This window comes from Paraburkholderia caffeinilytica (genome assembly GCF_051027425.1).
GTDB lineage: Bacteria > Pseudomonadota > Gammaproteobacteria > Burkholderiales > Burkholderiaceae > Paraburkholderia > Paraburkholderia caffeinilytica_A.
Genome location: NZ_CP186552.1, coordinates 775,858 through 792,853, shown reverse-complemented (window position 1 = coordinate 792,853; position 16,996 = coordinate 775,858). Strand labels below are relative to the sequence as shown.

Genomic DNA, 16,996 nt, shown 5'->3' with positions numbered 1-16,996 from the left:
TCCTGTTGTATTGCAATAATGCACGCGACCCTGGCGGTCGTGCTGGCCTGCGGCCTCTGACGGCGCAATGCCAGATATCAGTGCTTCAAAGCGGATATTATGTCACGCTACCATGTTGCACCGCCCACCGCGGCACGTCTCGTGCGTACCCGCGTGTATCGATTTGCACCGACTCCCCCGATGACAGCACCTACCGCCTTCACTTCTTCGACCCAGCCACACCCGCTACCACTCGCCTTCGGCGACCTGCAAGGCTGCCGCAAACCGTTCCAGCAGCTGCTGGCCAAGGCCGCGCCGCCCGAAGGCACACCGCTGTGGTTCGCGGGCGACCTGATCAACCGCGGGTCCGAATCGCTCGCCACGCTGCGCGACATCATCGCGCTGGGGGACCGCGCGGTGCCGGTGCTGGGTAACCATGATTTGCATTTATTGTCAGTGTCGGCGGGCATCCGTAAGTCAAAGAAAGGCGACACGATCGACGACATTCTTGCCGCCCCGGACGCGGACGACCTGCTCGAATGGGTCCGCCACCGTCCGCTCGCGCATTTCGACAACGGCATGCTGATGGTGCATGCGGGCGTTTTGCCGCAATGGGACGCCGCCTTGACAATGGAGCTCGCCGAGGAGCTGCAGCGGGCTTTGCGCGCACCGAACTGGAAAGAAACGCTCGCGGGGCTCTACGGCAACGAGCCGAACCGCTGGACGCCCGATATCAAGGGCATCGATCGGCTGCGTCTGACGTGCAGCGCCTTGACGCGCATCCGCTTCTGCAACGCCGAAGGCGCGATGGATTTCAGCAGCGGCGGCGGCCTGAATTCCGCGCCGACGGGCAGCATGCCGTGGTTCGACGTGCCGTCGCGCAAAACCGCGGACATCACCGTGGTGTTCGGCCATTGGGCCGCGCTCGGCTTGACCTTGCGCGACAACCTGATCGGCCTGGATTCCGGCTGCGTATGGGGCGAGAAACTCTCCGCCGTGCGTCTTGCGCAAGATCCCGCGGAACGCACGCTGACGCAAGTCGACTGCGAGAGTTGCCGCGTGCCGGGCAGCGGTAACTAAGCTGCCTCGTTAATAAGCCGCCTCGTTAAGCCGACCGGCCGGACTGATCGACCGGTTCGATCAGCACCGGCGAGGCGCTGGGGGCACTGGAGGCGTCGGTGGCATCAGCCGCGTTCGGCGACGAAATCGACGCCGCGATCGCCGCACCGGACCTCGTCATACCGCCCTGCATCTCCCGCAACGCCGCTGCAATCACCCCTTCCGCCTCTGCCGCCAGCGTGCGCCGGTCCGCACCCGGCGCAAGCGGCGCGCCGACATACACGTGCGCGGTCAACGGACCGCCGCGCAGCAACATATTCAGCGAATCACCCAGCGTCAGATCGTCGATATACGCAGGCGCGGTGGATTGCCGGCCTTGCGCATCTTCATACATGATGCACAGCGGCTGTACCGGCGCCGAAGCCGACACGGCGGCCTGGAACATATTCGCGTGAAACGGCAGCAGCGCCAGACCGTTTGACGTCGTCCCCTCAGGAAACACGCACATCAGTTCGCCGGTGCTCAGGCGGTCGGACAGTTCGTGCATGATCCGCTTCGCATCGCTGCGCTTCTCGCGCTGGATGAACACCGTGCCCAGTTGCTGCGCCAGCCAGCCGACTACCGGCCACTGCCGGATCTCGGCCTTCGAAACAAACGGCGTGGGCCGCCACGCATTGATCACGTAGATATCGATCCACGAGATGTGATTGGCGACCACCAGTGCGCCGCGGTCGAGCCGCGCGCTGTCGTTATGCACGACGAGCTGCATGCCGCACAAACGCAGCATTTTCAGCGACCATTCGCGGTTGAGCGTCTGCCGCCCTTCTGCGCCGGCTTTGGGAAAGCGTGTCGCCACGACCCACATGCCGTGCAGCAGATGGATGACGAGGCGGGCCTTGCGTAACGCGAGCTTCATTGTCGGAGCTTTCCGTAACTGGGCAATGCCGCGAATATTAGCGCTGTTCGAACGCAACGTGACCGGACACGATGGTCGCTCGCACGCGCGCCGGCAGTTCGTAGCCGAGGAAGGGCGTGTTATGCCCCTGGCTCTTCAATGCACGCGGCTCGACGCGCCAATACGCGTTGCGGTCGAACACGCAGAGATCGGCGACGGCGCCCACGGCGATGCGTCCGGCCGCCTCGAGCTTCAGCACTTCAGCCGGCGCGGCGGTGATGCGGTTCAGCGCCTTGGCCAATGACACGCCCGCTTCGTCGGCCCATTTGACTGTCAGCGACAGGAACAGCTCGAGGCCCGTCGCGCCTGGCGTGGCTTCGGCGAACGGCAGGAGCTTTTCGTCGTCGTCGACGGGCGTGTGGTCGGAGCAGATCGCATCGACCGTACCGTCGAGAAGACCCGCGCGTATCGCTTCGCGATCGCGCTGCTGGCGCAACGGCGGATCGAGCCGGAATTGCGCGTCGAAGTAGCCGATATCGAGGTCGATCAGATGCACATGGTTGACGGTGACGTCGCACGATACCGGCAGGCCCTCGGCCTTGGCCGCGCGCATCAACTCGATGCCCGCCGCCGACGACACGTGCGACAGATGCACCCGCGCGCCCGTCACGCGGACCAGTTCGAAGATCGTATGCAACGCGATGGTTTCAGCCGACACCGGCACGCCCGACAGCCCAAGCCGCGATGCCAGCGCGCCGCTCGCGGCTACGCCGCCACGGCCGAGATACGCGTCGACCGGACGCAGCCACACCGTGTAGCCGTAAGTCTTCGCATACTGCAACGCACGCATCAACACCTGCGTGTCGACCACCGGCACGTCGGCCTGCGAAAAACCGATACAGCCCGCTTCGGTCAGCTCGACCATCTCGGTGATGACCTGGCCTTTCAGGCCGACGGTCAATGCGCCGAGAGGATACACATGCGCCTGGTTCAGATTGCGCGCGCGGAACTTGAGCATCTCGACGAGGCCCGGTTCATCGAGCGTCGGATCGGTGTCCGGCGGACAGACCAAACTCGTCACGCCGCCCGCGAGTGCCGCGGCCATTTCCGATTCGAGCGTCGCCTTGTGTTCGTAACCCGGCTCGCGCAAGCGCGCGGACAGGTCGACGAGGCCCGGCACGATATGCAGGCCTTTAGCGTCGATGGTCTTCGCTGCGTTGAAGTCAACGGGCGCGTTGCCGATGGCGACGATCTTGCCCGCCGCGATAAAAATGTCCTGCTGCTGTTCGGTGCCCGCTGCCGGATCGATCAGCGTGCCGCCTTGAATATGAATCTTCATGCGCTGCCTTATGTTTAGCCAAGCGGTTTAGCCAAGCGGTTCGACCTGGCGTTCAGCTAAGTTCTGTGTGACTTGTCGCGTGTTCGTTGTGTGTCGTGGCGCCGTGGCCGCGCTTTGAGCGGATTAGACTCGTTGCGTCATGGCGCCGGTCAACTGCAAGATCAATCGTGATTGCCCGCGACGATTCCCATCACCGCCATACGCACCGCGATACCGAACGTGACCTGGTTCAGAATCACCGATTGCGGACCGTCAGCCACCTGCGAATCGATTTCGACGCCACGATTCATCGGACCCGGGTGCATCACGATTGCATCGGGCTTGGCGAGCGCGAGGCGCTCCGGCGTCAAACCCCAGCTCTTGAAGTACTCCTGCGCCGACGGCAGCAGCGCGCCGCTCATCCGCTCGTTTTGCAGACGCAGCATGATGATCACGTCAACGTCTTTCAGGCCTTCGTCGAGGTTGTGGAATACGCGCGCGCCCATCTGCTCGAGACCGCCCGGCAGCAGCGTGCGTGGACCGATCGCGCGCACTTCCGGCACGCCGAGCGTGGTCAGCGCATGAATGTCCGAACGCGCGACCCGCGAATGCAGAATGTCGCCAACGATCGCCACGCGCAGATTCGTGAAATCCTTCTTGTAGTGGCGGATCGTGTACATGTCGAGCAGACCCTGGGTCGGGTGTGCGTGACGGCCGTCGCCGGCATTGATCACGTGCACGTGCGGCGCGCAGTGCTGGGCGATCAGGTACGGTGCGCCGCTCGATGCATGACGTACGACGAACATATCGGCATGCATCGCCGAGAGATTGTTGATCGTGTCGAGTAGCGACTCACCCTTGCTCGTCGACGAAGCATTGATGTTCAGATTCAGCACGTCGGCCGACAAACGCGTCGCGGCGATTTCGAAGGTGGTGCGAGTGCGCGTCGAGTTCTCGAAGAACAGGTTGAACACCGACTTGCCGCGCAACAGCGGCACCTTCTTCACTTCGCGATCGGTCACGCTGACGAACTGGTCGGCGGTATCGAGAATGTGATTGACGATCGCCTTCGGCAAACCCTCGATCGACAACAGATGTTTGAGCTCGCCGTTTTTCGTGAGCTGCGGATTGCCCTTCAGGAAGCCATAACGGAAGCGCTCAGTAGCGCTGTCGGCTGAATCCTGGGAGGCCTGGGTAGCCTGGGTGGCGGTGTTCATGGTGTCCCTGCTTCAAATACGGGCTTCAACGTGTACGGTGTCGATGCTGACTGCGTCGTGTGCGTTTGGCGGTTCAATCGGCGCGTTCAGTGCCGCCGCGCGTGAACCGTTTTGCTCGATATGCGGAGTCGCGTTCAATCGACGCGTGCTTCAGTGTGAAACGTGAAATGCGGGCTGCCGACGGCCCCGCCTTGTCCGCGTGCGAGAACCAGCGTCGCATCGGCCGGCACCTCCACCACGCCGCCGACGAACCGTGCCGCCACCGGCAGCTCGCGTCCGCCGCGATCGGCCAGCACCGCCAGTTCGACCGATGCCGGACGGCCGTAGTCGTACAGCTCGTTCAGCGCCGCGCGAATCGTGCGGCCGGTGTACAGCACGTCGTCCACCAGCACGATGCGGCGCTTGTCCACCGAGAACGGCAGCGAGGTCGGGCTCGCCTGCGAGTGCAGACCTTTTTTCGCGTAGTCGTCGCGATGCAGTGCGACATTCACCACGCCGAAACTCGGCACCTGCAGGTCGCTCGCGAGGCGTTCGGCGAGCCACGCGCCGCCGCTGTGGATGCCGGCCAGTACGGGGCCGTCGGCAGCGCTGAAGGCGTCGCCATACGCCGCACGAATCTGTTCGAGCAAAGCGCTGTAGAGCGCTTCGGCGTCAATGAAACTCATGATCGTCGGAAAGTCCGTCTAGATATTGCTGGAGGATGATGCTGGCGGCTTCGGCGTCGAGCATGTCGGCGCGGCCGTTGCCGGCGCGGATTTCCGCCTTCGCCTCGACCGACGAATAGCGCTCGTCGATCCATGTAACGGGCAGATTGAAGCGGCCATTCAGCTGATTGCCGAAGCGCTTCGCGAGCTGGGTCATTTCGTGCGGCGTGCCGTCCGGGTGCATGGGCAAACCGACCACCAGCGCGTCCGGCTTCCATTCGGCGATCAGCTTGCCGATCGCCTCGAAACGGTATTCGCGGCTGCGATTCTGCACGATCACTAGCGCCCGTGCGCTGCGTGTGAGCGAATTGCCCACCGCCACGCCGATCCGCTTTTCACCATAGTCGAACGCAAGCAGCGTCGCCTCACGTCCGGCTGCCAGGCTCATGCGTGACCTGCTTCGCCCGACAGCATCGACAGTGAAATGCCGAGCAGCGCGAGCGCCGCTTCCAGGCGCTCTTCGGCAGGCACGTCGAAAACGATTTTCGGATCGGCTTCAACGGTGAGCCAGCCATTCTTCGAAATCTCATCTTCGAGCTGCCCCGCGCCCCAGCCGGCATGGCCGAGCGTGAGCAGAAAGCGCTCCGGACCGGCGCCGCTCGCCACGGCCTCGAGCACGTCTTTCGACGTGGTCATCTCGAGCCCGCCGGGCACCGACATTGACGACGTATAGGCATTGCCGTCTTTCGGATCGTGCAGCACGAAGCCGCGCTCGGTTTGCACCGGGCCGCCGAAATACACGGGCACATGGAGAAGGGGTTCGATCTCGAGCTTGAGATCGATGCGACTGAAGAGCGCTTCCAGGTCGATATCGGTCGGCCGGTTGATCACGAGGCCGAGCGCACCGCGCTCACTGTGATCGCAAAGGTAGACCACCGTTCCTGAAAACGTGGGATCGGCCATGCTCGGCATGGCGATCAGGAACTGGTTGGTCAGATTGATGCGATCGGTACTCTTGGACATAGTTCGGATTTTAGCAAAGACGATGCAGGATGGCGGGCTTTGGGCGCGGGACCGCGATGTGGGCGATGACGTGCGCCGCGAGCCATCGACGGCGAATCAAGTTCCACTCTATCACGCACGCAGGCCTTGTCCACGGTGCCGTTTAGCGGTGTTTTATGACACGCATATCGCGTGCCTCCGGATTCCATCGTTGCACCTCGTGGCGGCCGGTATGAGGATGCGTGCCGGCGTACAGAACGTGCTGCCGATACCGCAGCAGATCAGGCGCCGCCCTGTTCGATCGAACGTGTCAATGCGGCCAGCGCGGCGCTGCTGCCTGTTGGTGCAACGCCCGCGGCCACTTTGTGCAGCATCGCGCGCAACGCTTCGGCAGCCTGCTCGAGCGTGCTCGCCGCCGGCGCGCTGACGACGACGTGGGAACGCACCGCCGGCGTCGTCACACCGGCATGCGCACGGCGGCGCCATGCAAGCCCGAGCGCATCGGCGACCAGCGCGATATGGCCGAGGCCCAACGCGCATGCGGCGGCGCCGAGCCGGTAGGCGGCGTCGCCCGCCTGCAGCGCCTCGCTCGGATCGGCTTTCTCGGGCTGATCCGCCGCACGGGCATGCTCGGTCAGCGCCGAAATCGCGGCATCCGCCGTCTGCAGGAAATCTTCATAGGCGTGCGCGTTGACGGTCAACACGCCCAGCTCACGGGTTAGCGCGTTGCGGGTTGCGCTGATTGTCTGCGCCTGCACGGCGCCGGCTTCCCAGAGCATTTCGGATGCCTGGGTGCCCGCGACGTGCCAATCGACCGTCAAGCCATAGTCGTGCAGCACTTCGACATGATCGGCGTCTTCCGCCGCAGCGCCGAACAACGCGTAGTCGCGCCATAGCAGTGCCAGCGTCGCGCGCACCAGCGAACGCGGCGCGCGCTCGATACCGCGCGCGTGATCGCCCAGCGCAAGGTTGCAGCGCGCATAAAAACGCCGTGCGTCGGCTTCTCCGGTAGCGCGGCCGCTGACGCGCAGCGCCTTGGCACAGGCTTTGGCGAGACGCCAGAAATCGTAGGGGTCGGGACCGGTGAGCTCGGTAAGAACCGCGTCCAGCTCGTCGAGTGCGGCGTTCGTGAAGGCCAGCGCGGCGCCGCTGTTATCGGGCTGCGAGCGCAGCACAGGTAGCAACGCGCTTTCATAGCGCGCCCGCAAATGAGCCAGTCGATCCGCGGACTGCGCGTGCAGCGACACCGGCGGCACGGGGCGCGCGCTCAACGCGAGATCTTCGAAAGCGACCGTCGAACCGGGCGTGTGCTCAGACAAATGGGTACAGAGCGCGCGGTAGTGATTGAACAGCGTGGGCGAGCAGGACAACTCATGCAGATTGTGACGCTCGAGCGCTGCGCGGAAATCGCGCAACGCGGCGCCGAATACGGCCCGCGCGCTAGCCGTATCAGCCGGATCGCCCTCGCTCTCGGCCAAAGGCGAAAGCCGCACCAGCGCGTCCGCGAAGCGCTGCGCGCTCAGCCAGCCGGCTTCGCGCAACGCGTGCGACGCACGCAGCAGCGCCGAGGCGCTTTCACTGTGTTGTTCGAACGCTAGCAGCGCCTCGGCCAGCGCCAGCTCCGCGGGACGGACCGCGCCGCCGCGCGGATTAGGCAAGGCATCGAAGGAATCGGGTGCAGCGGATCGAAGAGTCATGGGCAGGCGACAGAAGGCTGACGGGCCGCCGCGCAACGCGTCGCACGAGAGACTGATCGGCTAACGCGCGAACTGGCGACAGGACAATGACAGACTACCGCTGCGACACGGCGCAACCGGGGACGCTCCGCGTCGACGCGTTGGGGCTGCGTTCCGAGCGCGTGAATCGCGTTCGTTCCGGCCGGCGCTGTTTGCCAGACGCCGCGCCGCAGTCACGCGGCATGGCACTCAGCTGAACACCGCCGCTTGCCCCGGACCTCAGATCTGGACCATCTCGAAGTCTTCCTTGCGCGCCCCGCATTCCGGGCAGGTCCAGTTAATGGGAACGTCCTCCCAGCGGGTGCCCGGCGCAATGCCTTCGTCCGGCAAACCGGCTTCTTCGTCGTAAATCCAGCCGCAAATCAGGCACATCCAGCTTTGATATTCCATTCTTGTGTCGCGTCGTAGAGTCCGTGGAAACGGGAGCCATGATGGTACCGTGTTGCCGCCCCAATGCCTAGCAATCAGAAACGCCCAATCGCAGTGTGCGGCGGCCCTGGGCTAGAGGTTTGCGTCGGTTTGCTCCGTGCCGGCGGCATCGTGCGGCAGCCCGGCAGCCGCTTACCTGGCTCCTGCTTGCGACAAGATGCCAAAGAATGCGAAAAACCGCCTTCACAACGGTTTAGGCCGCATAATTGAGTCGATTGCGCACTCTCTGCGCCTAAATACAGCTCCTTTTGTAAATTTTCATGCCCAGCGACACACCTCCGATCGTCCTCACCTTCGGCCTTTCCGATCCCACCGGTGGCTCCGGACTGCAAGCCGACCTGATGACCCTTGCCAGCATGGGCTGCCATGGTGTTTCCGTGCTCACGGGCTATACCGTGCGCGACTCGGCAAGCTGCGACGAAGTCACCGGGCTCGACCCTGACGTGGTTGCAACCCAGGCCCGGATGCTGCTCGAAGACATGCCGATCGCCGCGTTCAAGGTCGGCGCCTGCACGCGCGCGGAAGTCGTGAGCGCCATTGCGGAGGTCGTCGCCGATTACGACGACATCCCGCTGATCCTCGCCCCCGACTTCACGCTCGACGACGAACACGTGCTCGCCGCCGACGAACTGCGCGAAGCGATCGCCGACCTGCTGGCGCCGCAAACCACCTTGCTGGTCGCCGATTCGGCCACCCTGCTCGCCCTCGCCCAGCCGGACGGCGACGCCGAAGCGCCGAGCCTCGATGCAGCGATCTCGCATCTGCTGTCGCAAGGCTGCGAGTACATCCTGTCGACGGAAACCGGCACGCACCGGCTCGTCAACACGTTGTTCAGCGAAGACGGCCAGCTGCGCCAGGATATGTGGGACCGTGGCAGTCACCGGGTCATGGGCATCACGGATACCCTCGGCGCCGCGATCGCCGCGTTGCTGGCCAACGGCCAGGAGCCGGCGGAAGCCGTGCGCGAGGCGCAGGAGTATCTGTATCAGGCAATGCGCAACGCATTCCGGCCAGGCATGGGTGCGTATCTGCCGGACCGCTTCTTCTGGGCCCGCAGCAGCGACGACGAAACGCCACCCACGGCCGGCAAGGATGCGGCGCCGGGCGAAGCACGGCATTGACGGTTTGACCGGCTGCGGCGCTACCTCTTCACGCTCCGCCCAGAAACTGCTCGCCCAATCGCGTTGACCGGCCTTGCCTGCAGGCAAGGCCGCGCGCTCCAACCTTCCTGTCTGCCGTTCAACCCGGCTATCTCAACTGCTGCGCGCCTTCGCGCAACTGGCCGATGCCGTCTTCGCACGAGCCGACCGACGCAAGGGACATCGATGTTCCAATGCGGAATACATCATTACCCCCTGCGAATCGCACGCCGACATATTACGGTCGTAATTAAATGTTACTGAAGCATCGCCGCCATGGAAGTAGGATGGTCATTCCATCATTAGGTATATTAAATCCATGCGTCCGCCGATCTTCTTTATCCATCCACCGAAAAGTGGAGGATCCACGGTCATCTCTTTTTTTGATTTAAATAAAGGAAAGGACCAATTCGTCAATTTCGTATGGGAAAAGGATAATAATTGGGATAGCAGCCGGGCCAAACTTTGGGAATCGGGGGTTGGTGGTGGGCATCAAATTTACGGCATCCATCGCGGCCTGAAGGCGCCGCTGACCTACTGCACGATCTTGCGCGATCCGCTTGCCCGGCAAATGTCGCACTATTGGTATGCGGTCAATGGCAAAAATGGGGAAGTCGGCCGCGGCGCCAGTCTTTCCGCGGTCGAGGCACTCGCGGGCTGCGGTGAAATTTCACTGGATGAGTGGGTCAGCGAATCCTATGGCGGCCGGAATCTCTTCGTTCATATGCTCAGCGGCCACCCCACCGTAGACGCAAGCAGCCTTGAGACCGCCCAATTCAACCTTCGCCGGCACATCAAGGTGGCAGGCACATGCGACGACATGAGCGGTTTCTTGCTGCGCTTATGTGGAAAGACAGACTTAAAGCTGCCTTTTTATATTGAGACGAATAAGACCGACAATTCATCGCGAGAGAGGCCCAAACTGAGTGAGTGGGCGCGACAAAAATTTATAGAAGAAAATCAGCTCGATTACGCTTTATTCAATGAAGTCAAGAAGAACCTCGAATGCGAGGCCCAGGCTGCCGAGGGCTCTTTCCTCAAAGCCATAGAATTGGTGCGTAGCGTACAGGCCGAGATCAACAAGCTCGAGAATCCGTATCTTCACGCGTCGACCATATTCGGCTTTGAGGCGGAATACCTGGCCAAGGTACGAAACGTCATTGCCGAATTTGATCTGCGGCCAATCGAAGAATACATAGCGTTCGAGCAGGGCCGCCAGGCGGATCCGTTCGACATGCATGACGGGTTTGTCGATGCCGTTCGCGACGGTGTCGTATCGGGTTGGGCGGTCAATCTGCATCACCCCGAGGAAAAAGTGCTCATCGAGGTCCGCGTGGGGGACGAGGTCGTGGCCACAGGGTGGAGCGGAGCACATCGGCCTGACGTGCGCGAAGCCGGCTACGGCACCGCCTATGCAGGTTTCTCCATTCCTTTGCCGAACGAGGCTCTGGATGGCTTTCACGTGACCATCGCCCATTCTCACGAGCCGCTGCACAACGGCGGAACATGGCGGCAAGGCTGGCACCCCGCCTGATCCCTAACAGGGTGCTCCCCAAACAGCGTTCATAAAAAAACCCGCATTTCTGCGGGTTTTTTCTTTTGGGAAGCGCACCTCGCGGCGCACTTCCCCATGTGTTTCCAACTGAGCCTCAAACGAGGCCCAAGTGAGGCTCAATCGGAAATTACATGTCCATGCCCATGCCGCCCATGCCGCCGGGCATACCGCCGGGCATCGGAGCATCTTCCTTCGGCAGTTCGCAAACAGCTGCGTCGGTGGTCAACAGCAGGCCAGCGACCGAAGCTGCGTTTTGCAGCGCCGTGCGCGTCACCTTCGTCGGGTCCACAACACCTGCGTCAACCAGGTCGACGTACTCGCCGGTTGCCGCGTTGTAGCCGTAGTTGCCCGTGCCGGCTGCAACAGCTGCCACCACGACGCTGGCTTCTTCGCCACCGTTCGTGACGATCTGACGCAGCGGCTCTTCCATTGCGCGCAGAACGATCTTGATACCTGCGTCCTGATCGGCGTTAGCGCCCTTCAGGCCGGCGATTGCCGTACGTGCACGGATCAGTGCGACGCCGCCGCCAGCAACGATGCCTTCTTCCACAGCTGCGCGCGTTGCGTGCAGTGCGTCTTCGACACGTGCCTTCTTTTCCTTCATTTCGACTTCGGTCGCAGCGCCGACCTTGATCACTGCAACGCCGCCGGCCAGCTTGGCCACGCGCTCTTGCAGCTTTTCACGGTCGTAGTCCGACGTTGCTTCTTCGATTTGCGTGCGCACTTGCTTGACGCGCGCTTCGATCGTTGCAGCTTCGCCAGCGCCGTCGATGATCGTCGTGTTTTCCTTGCCCACTTCGATACGCTTCGCCTGGCCCAGTTCAGCCAGCGTTGCCTTTTCGAGCGTCAGGCCGGTTTCTTCGGCGATGACTTGACCGCCCGTCAGGACAGCGATGTCTTCCAGCATGGCCTTACGACGATCGCCGAAGCCCGGAGCCTTGACAGCAACGGTCTTCAGGATGCCGCGGATGTTGTTCACAACCAGCGTAGCCAGTGCTTCGCCTTCGACGTCTTCTGCGATGATCAGCAGCGGACGGCCAGCCTTGGCGACTTGTTCCAGTACCGGCAGCAGATCACGGATGTTCGACACCTTCTTGTCGTGCAGCAGCACGAACGGGTTGTCGAGCACGGCAACTTGCTTGTCCGGGTTGTTGATGAAGTACGGCGACAGGTAGCCGCGGTCGAATTGCATACCTTCGACAACGTCCAGTTCGTCTTGCAGCGACTTGCCGTCTTCAACGGTGATGACGCCTTCCTTGCCGACCTTGTCCATCGCTTCAGCGATGCGGTCACCGATCGACGAATCGCTGTTTGCCGAAATCGCGCCAACCTGAGCGATTTCCTTGTTCGTCGTGCACGGCTTGCTGATCTTGCGCAGTTCTTCGATAGCGGCCGTCACAGCCTTGTCGATACCGCGCTTCAGGTCCATCGGGTTCATGCCCGATGCAACGTACTTCATGCCTTCGCGGACGATCGACTGAGCCAGAACCGTTGCGGTCGTGGTGCCGTCACCTGCGTTGTCGCTGGTCTTGGAAGCCACTTCCTTGACCATTTGCGCGCCCATGTTCTGGAGCTTGTCTTTCAGTTCGATCTCTTTTGCGACCGAAACACCATCCTTGGTGACCGTCGGGCCGCCGAAGCTGCGTTCCAGGACAACGTTGCGACCCTTCGGGCCCAGCGTGACCTTCACAGCGTTCGCGAGGATGTTCACGCCTTCAACCATCTTGGCACGGGCGGAATCACCGAATACGACGTCTTTAGCTGCCATCTTCTAACTCCTTGAATTCTTGGGATATAACCGGGGAAGTAGCGACCGGCGCTTACTTCTGCACCACGGCCATGATGTCTTCTTCACGCATTACGAGCAGTTCGCTGCCGTCGACCTTGACGGTCTGGCCTGCGTACTTGCCGAACAGGACGCGGTCACCCACTTTCACGTCGAGTGCGATTTGTGCACCCTTGTCGTCGCGCTTGCCCGGGCCGACTGCCAGAATTTCGCCTTGATCCGGCTTTTCTGCTGCGGCTTCGGGGATCACGATGCCCGACGCGGTCTTGGTTTCTTGATCCAGACGTTTGACGATCACGCGATCATGCAAAGGACGAAGGTTCATACATACTCCTCTCTTGATTGAGACTGAAGAACGCTGAGAAAACCCGGCTGGCTGAGCCAGCCGGCGATGTTGTTAGCACTCTCGTGCAGCGAGTGCTAATTATATGGACGGGTGGTGACAAATTCAAGAAGGGATCTTGCTTTGGTGCCGAGATTGTCGAGATCCGCTTAACTTTGAAGCGGGTTCGCTTAAGCCTGAGCCTCGCGCCGCAGCAGAACGCCGGCGAATCGGAATAATTTCCTTTTAAAACATCAGCCTACCTATATGCACGGGCCGACATCGAGTTGCGCCCCCTCACTCGCAACCCACATCTCACCGCCTAGGCGCGCAGGGCGATCCAGACAATCGTTGCGCCAGGGAAATCCCTGGCAAACGGATTCGCCACGTAAATACCACTCGCCGGTCCGCTCCACCTTGCTCACAACGAAGCGCATATCGGATCGATTCTTGCCGGCCTGGTTGCGGTTTCGACTTGCGTGTCTGGTTGAGACAGTGCGCGGCGGCCACACCAACCAACCCGTTTCCGATTACCAAGGTGTGCCAGGCTGTTGCCGGATCAGGAATCACACGCACTGACGACCACCTGCGCCCAGAAAAAGTATTTGTTCATCGCCACGGAAACGCTCGGCCGGCAATGCATCCATTACCAAAGATTGACTCCGCCCGCGGCGGCTGTCTTGTGAGGATATCCTCACCTCAACTTCAGGAATGGCTTATCAAATAGTGTCTTCAGCGGTCGGCGTTTGCAGCCGTATACCTGTAGTGAGCGAACTCCGATAGTCCGTATTGTCGACGGGTATTTTTCCCTTTAGTTACTGAAGAAACTGACTATGCCAACGTTTATTTCCAACCTTCCCATCGCCAGGCGACTGGCAGCGGGCTTTGTTCTGGTATTGATCATGTCGATGATCAGCATCGTCATAGGGCTTGCGCGCCTGTCCTCTGTGGCGCGTGCAACCCGCGATCTGGTTGCCAATCCAATTCAGACCGAGCGGCTTGTCAACGACTGGTCGCGCAATATCAATACCGCCGTCACCCGCACGACCGCGATTGCCAAGAGCGCCGACCCTGGCCTTGCCAGTTACTTCGTGGAAGAAGCCATGGCTTCGTCCAAGGTGTCGGGAGCGTTGCAAAAGTCGATAGAAGCTTTGATGACCTCCGACGAGGAAAAAAGCTTGTTTGCCGCAATTGGTGAGCAGCGCAAAATTTTTATCTCTACCCGCGACCAGATCTACGCACTTAAAAAAGCGGGCAAAGCCGACGAGGCGAACCAGTTGCTGGAGCAACAGTTCATCCCCGCTTCCAGGCTCTTTGTGGCGAAGGTCGACGCGTTAGTGAAGCACCAGCGCGAGGAAATTGACAAGGTGGCCACGCAGATTGAGGCCAACTATGAATTCAGCCGCACGCTGATGATCGCTCTTGGTGTGGTCAGCCTGCTGCTGAGCGTGGTATGTGCGTGGCTGATCTCCGGCAGCATCACCAAGCCACTGGTAAAAGCCACCGGGGTAGCCCGCCAGGTCGCTGAAGGCGATTTGACCGCACGCATCGATAACCGCAGCACCGACGAAGTCGGCCAGTTGCTCAACAGCCTGAAAGACATGCAAGCCAGTCTCGTGCGCGTTGTCTCCAACGTCCGTTCCGGTTCCGAAAACGTGGCGACCGCCAGTGCCGAAATCGCCCAGGGCAACGACGACCTCAGCGCCCGCACTGAAAGCCAGGCCAGCGCGCTGGAAGAAACCGCCGCCTCCATGGAAGAGCTCAGTTCCACCGTGCGCCAGAACGCCGACAATGCCCGTCAGGCAAACCAGTTGGCCATGAACACATCTGACGTCGCCATTCAATGTGGCGAAGTCGTCAATCAGGTCGTGGAAACCATGAAAGGTATCAACGACAGCTCCAGGAAAATCTCCGACATCATTGGCGTCATCGACGGCATCGCTTTCCAGACCAACATCCTCGCCCTGAACGCCGCGGTGGAATCAGCCCGTGCCGGTGAACAGGGCCGCGGCTTCGCGGTGGTGGCCAATGAAGTGCGCAGTCTGGCCGCACGTTCCGCCGACGCAGCCAAGGAAATCAAAAAGCTCATCAGCGCCAGCGTGGAACGCGTAGCTCAGGGTTCGGCCCAGGTCGAGCAAGCCGGCCTCACGATGACCGAAGTCGTCCGCTCCATCCGCCGCGTCACCGACACCATGGGTGAGATCAGTGCCGCCAGCAACGAACAATCCCTCGGCGTGGCCCAGGTCGGCGAGGCGGTGACCCAGATGGACGAGGCCACCCAGCAAAACGCCGCGCTGGTGGAACAAATGACCGCCGCAGCCAACAGCCTGCGCAACCAGTCCCACGAACTGGTGCAAGTCGTCTCGATCTTCAAGCTCGGCAGCGGCGCAGGTCTTGCCACGTCGCTGGGTTGAGGGAAATGCGCCGGCCGTCTCCGGCGCGCTGAGATTGACCTTCGCGGCGAGCGACACATTCGCGATCGACGCCTCCTTCTGGAGCTGCCGGAGCATCGTGCGATCGACACGGTTGGTCAGGGTGCGTGAGTGGTACGGGTTCGTGGATTCTTTTATTGCGTAATTTTGTATTCACACAAAATTTTCAGACATCAACGCCCAAACAATATGCCTTAAAGTAAGTATTGGATATTTTCTTCGCAATCGGATTTCGCATCAAATTCTCTACAATTTGACTCAGCACTTCGGCGTACAGCACCCACTTGCCCTTGTTGAAACGCCGAGCAGAAGTCAACGAACTACTGAGGATTTGAACCATGAATCTGAAACGCTTCCCTCGCTACTCACTTACCTTTGGTCCCACGCCCATTCATCCCCTGAAGCGGCTAAGTGCGCATCTTGGTGGCAAAGTCGAGCTGTATGCAAAGCGCGAGGACTGCAATAGCGGGCTTGCTTTCGGCGGCAATAAGACTCGCAAGCTTGAATATCTGATTCCTGAGGCGCTCGCGCAGGGTTGCGACACCTTGGTATCAATCGGCGGGATCCAGTCGAATCAGACCCGCCAGGTCGCCGCCGTAGCGGCGCATCTCGGCATGAAGTGTGTGCTGGTGCAGGAGAACTGGGTCAATTACTCGGACGCCGTGTATGACCGCGTCGGCAACATCCAGATGTCGCGCATCATGGGCGCCGACGTTCGCCTCGTGGCAGACGGTTTCGACATCGGTATTCGCAAGAGCTGGGAAGACGCGATGGAAAGCGTACGTCAAGCGGGCGGCAAACCGTTTCCGATTCCGGCCGGTTGTTCCGAGCATCCGCTGGGCGGACTCGGATTCGTTGGATTTGCCGAAGAAGTTCGGCAGCAGGAAGCCGAACTCGGTTTCAAATTCGACTACATCGTTGTGTGTGCGGTGACGGGCAGCACTCAGGCGGGCATGGTGGTCGGCTTCGCGGCCGACGGACGCGCACGCCGGGTGATCGGCATCGACGCATCGGCGAAACCGGCGCAGACGCACGAACAGATTACCCGCATCGCGAAGAAAACAGCGGAACTGGTCGACTTGGGACAGGACATCACACAAGACGATGTGATTCTCGACACACGTTTTGGCGGCCCTGAGTATGGACTGCCGAGCGAGAGCACGCTGGAAGCGATTCGTCTTTGCGCGAAGCTTGAGGGGATGCTGACCGATCCGGTCTACGAGGGCAAGTCGATGGACGGCATGATCCAGATGGTGCGCAACGGCGAATTTCCCGAGGGTTCGAAAGTGCTGTATGCGCATCTCGGCGGCGTGCCGGCGTTGAACGGATACAGCTTCCTGTTCCGCAACGGTTGATCCATCCGGCCGGCTTCAGTCGGCTTCACGAAGCGATGAACGTGAGTCTGCTGATCGGCCTATTGTTGATCGCCTCTAGCCTGTCAGGTGTTTTGAATTTGAAGAGACGTTGACCTTTCCGGAGGGTG

General features: G+C 61.2%; 15 protein-coding genes and 1 pseudogene. 5 read left to right on the top strand and 11 right to left on the bottom strand.

Going from position 1 to position 16,996, the window contains the following annotated elements:
* Positions 1-180 precede the first annotated feature (180 nt).
* Positions 181-1,059, top strand: a complete 879-nt coding sequence (locus ACOSV0_RS03465) for a symmetrical bis(5'-nucleosyl)-tetraphosphatase (protein ID WP_434108745.1) — start codon at positions 181-183, stop codon at positions 1,057-1,059.
* Between the two features lie 25 nt (positions 1,060-1,084).
* On the opposite strand, the gene ACOSV0_RS03460 is transcribed toward ACOSV0_RS03465, so the two are convergent.
* From ACOSV0_RS03460 to ACOSV0_RS03425, 8 genes are all read right to left on the bottom strand, one after another.
* Positions 1,085-1,954 carry a lysophospholipid acyltransferase family protein gene (locus tag ACOSV0_RS03460; protein WP_434108744.1) on the bottom strand — a complete coding sequence of 290 codons (870 nt, stop codon included), beginning with the start codon at positions 1,952-1,954 and terminating at the stop codon, positions 1,085-1,087.
* 37 nt (positions 1,955-1,991) lie between these two features.
* Positions 1,992-3,272 carry a dihydroorotase gene (locus ACOSV0_RS03455; protein WP_434108743.1) on the bottom strand — a complete coding sequence of 427 codons (1,281 nt, stop codon included), beginning with the start codon at positions 3,270-3,272 and terminating at the stop codon, positions 1,992-1,994.
* Between the two features lie 161 nt (positions 3,273-3,433).
* A complete protein-coding gene (locus ACOSV0_RS03450; protein WP_434108741.1) occupies positions 3,434-4,468 on the bottom strand; it encodes an aspartate carbamoyltransferase catalytic subunit in 1,035 nt (344 codons plus the stop codon).
* Positions 4,469-4,602: 134 nt separating this feature from the next.
* Positions 4,603-5,133, bottom strand: coding sequence for a bifunctional pyr operon transcriptional regulator/uracil phosphoribosyltransferase PyrR (gene pyrR, locus ACOSV0_RS03445; protein ID WP_434108740.1), 531 nt, complete (start codon positions 5,131-5,133; stop codon positions 4,603-4,605).
* Positions 5,120-5,560 (bottom strand): Holliday junction resolvase RuvX, encoded by a 441-nt coding sequence (gene ruvX / locus ACOSV0_RS03440; protein ID WP_115782008.1) that lies wholly within the window; start codon positions 5,558-5,560, stop codon positions 5,120-5,122. The genes pyrR and ruvX overlap by 14 nt, the downstream gene beginning before the upstream one ends.
* Positions 5,557-6,135: a YqgE/AlgH family protein gene (locus tag ACOSV0_RS03435; protein ID WP_434108738.1), complete on the bottom strand. Its 579-nt coding sequence runs from the start codon at positions 6,133-6,135 to the stop codon at positions 5,557-5,559. The genes ruvX and ACOSV0_RS03435 overlap by 4 nt, the downstream gene beginning before the upstream one ends.
* A 260-nt stretch (positions 6,136-6,395) precedes the next feature.
* A complete protein-coding gene (locus tag ACOSV0_RS03430) occupies positions 6,396-7,811 on the bottom strand; it encodes a hypothetical protein (RefSeq protein ID WP_434108736.1) in 1,416 nt (471 codons plus the stop codon).
* 258 nt (positions 7,812-8,069) lie between these two features.
* Entirely contained in the window at positions 8,070-8,240 is a 171-nt protein-coding gene (locus ACOSV0_RS03425; RefSeq protein ID WP_006047743.1) for a rubredoxin, read from the bottom strand.
* A 299-nt stretch (positions 8,241-8,539) separates the two neighbouring features.
* Here ACOSV0_RS03425 and ACOSV0_RS03420 point away from each other — a divergent pair, with 299 nt between their 5' ends.
* Complete coding sequence (locus ACOSV0_RS03420; RefSeq protein WP_434108735.1) at positions 8,540-9,400, top strand: hydroxymethylpyrimidine/phosphomethylpyrimidine kinase; 861 nt, start codon at positions 8,540-8,542, stop codon at positions 9,398-9,400.
* Positions 9,401-9,737: 337 nt separating this feature from the next.
* Positions 9,738-10,952: a chondroitin 4-O-sulfotransferase gene (locus tag ACOSV0_RS03415; protein ID WP_434108734.1), complete on the top strand. Its 1,215-nt coding sequence runs from the start codon at positions 9,738-9,740 to the stop codon at positions 10,950-10,952.
* Between the two features lie 148 nt (positions 10,953-11,100).
* On the opposite strand, the gene groL is transcribed toward ACOSV0_RS03415, so the two are convergent.
* Together groL and groES are read right to left on the bottom strand one after the other, a co-directional pair.
* Positions 11,101-12,741: a chaperonin GroEL gene (groL, locus tag ACOSV0_RS03410; RefSeq protein ID WP_434108732.1), complete on the bottom strand. Its 1,641-nt coding sequence runs from the start codon at positions 12,739-12,741 to the stop codon at positions 11,101-11,103.
* A gap of 52 nt (positions 12,742-12,793) precedes the next feature.
* Positions 12,794-13,084, bottom strand: coding sequence for a co-chaperone GroES (groES, locus tag ACOSV0_RS03405; RefSeq protein WP_025496518.1), 291 nt, complete (start codon positions 13,082-13,084; stop codon positions 12,794-12,796).
* A gap of 830 nt (positions 13,085-13,914) precedes the next feature.
* On the opposite strand from groES, the gene ACOSV0_RS03400 reads away from it, so the two are divergent.
* The gene (locus ACOSV0_RS03400) at positions 13,915-15,495 is read left to right on the top strand and encodes a methyl-accepting chemotaxis protein (RefSeq protein ID WP_434108731.1); all 1,581 of its coding nucleotides are present in this window, start codon (positions 13,915-13,917) and stop codon (positions 15,493-15,495) included.
* 21 nt (positions 15,496-15,516) lie between these two features.
* On the opposite strand, the pseudogene ACOSV0_RS03395 reads toward ACOSV0_RS03400, so the two are convergent.
* A pseudogene (locus ACOSV0_RS03395) lies at positions 15,517-15,651 on the bottom strand (winged helix-turn-helix transcriptional regulator); the annotation flags it as partial.
* 200 nt (positions 15,652-15,851) lie between these two features.
* On the opposite strand from ACOSV0_RS03395, the gene ACOSV0_RS03390 reads away from it, so the two are divergent.
* Positions 15,852-16,868 carry a 1-aminocyclopropane-1-carboxylate deaminase gene (locus tag ACOSV0_RS03390; RefSeq protein ID WP_434108729.1) on the top strand — a complete coding sequence of 339 codons (1,017 nt, stop codon included), beginning with the start codon at positions 15,852-15,854 and terminating at the stop codon, positions 16,866-16,868.
* Positions 16,869-16,996 lie beyond the last annotated feature (128 nt).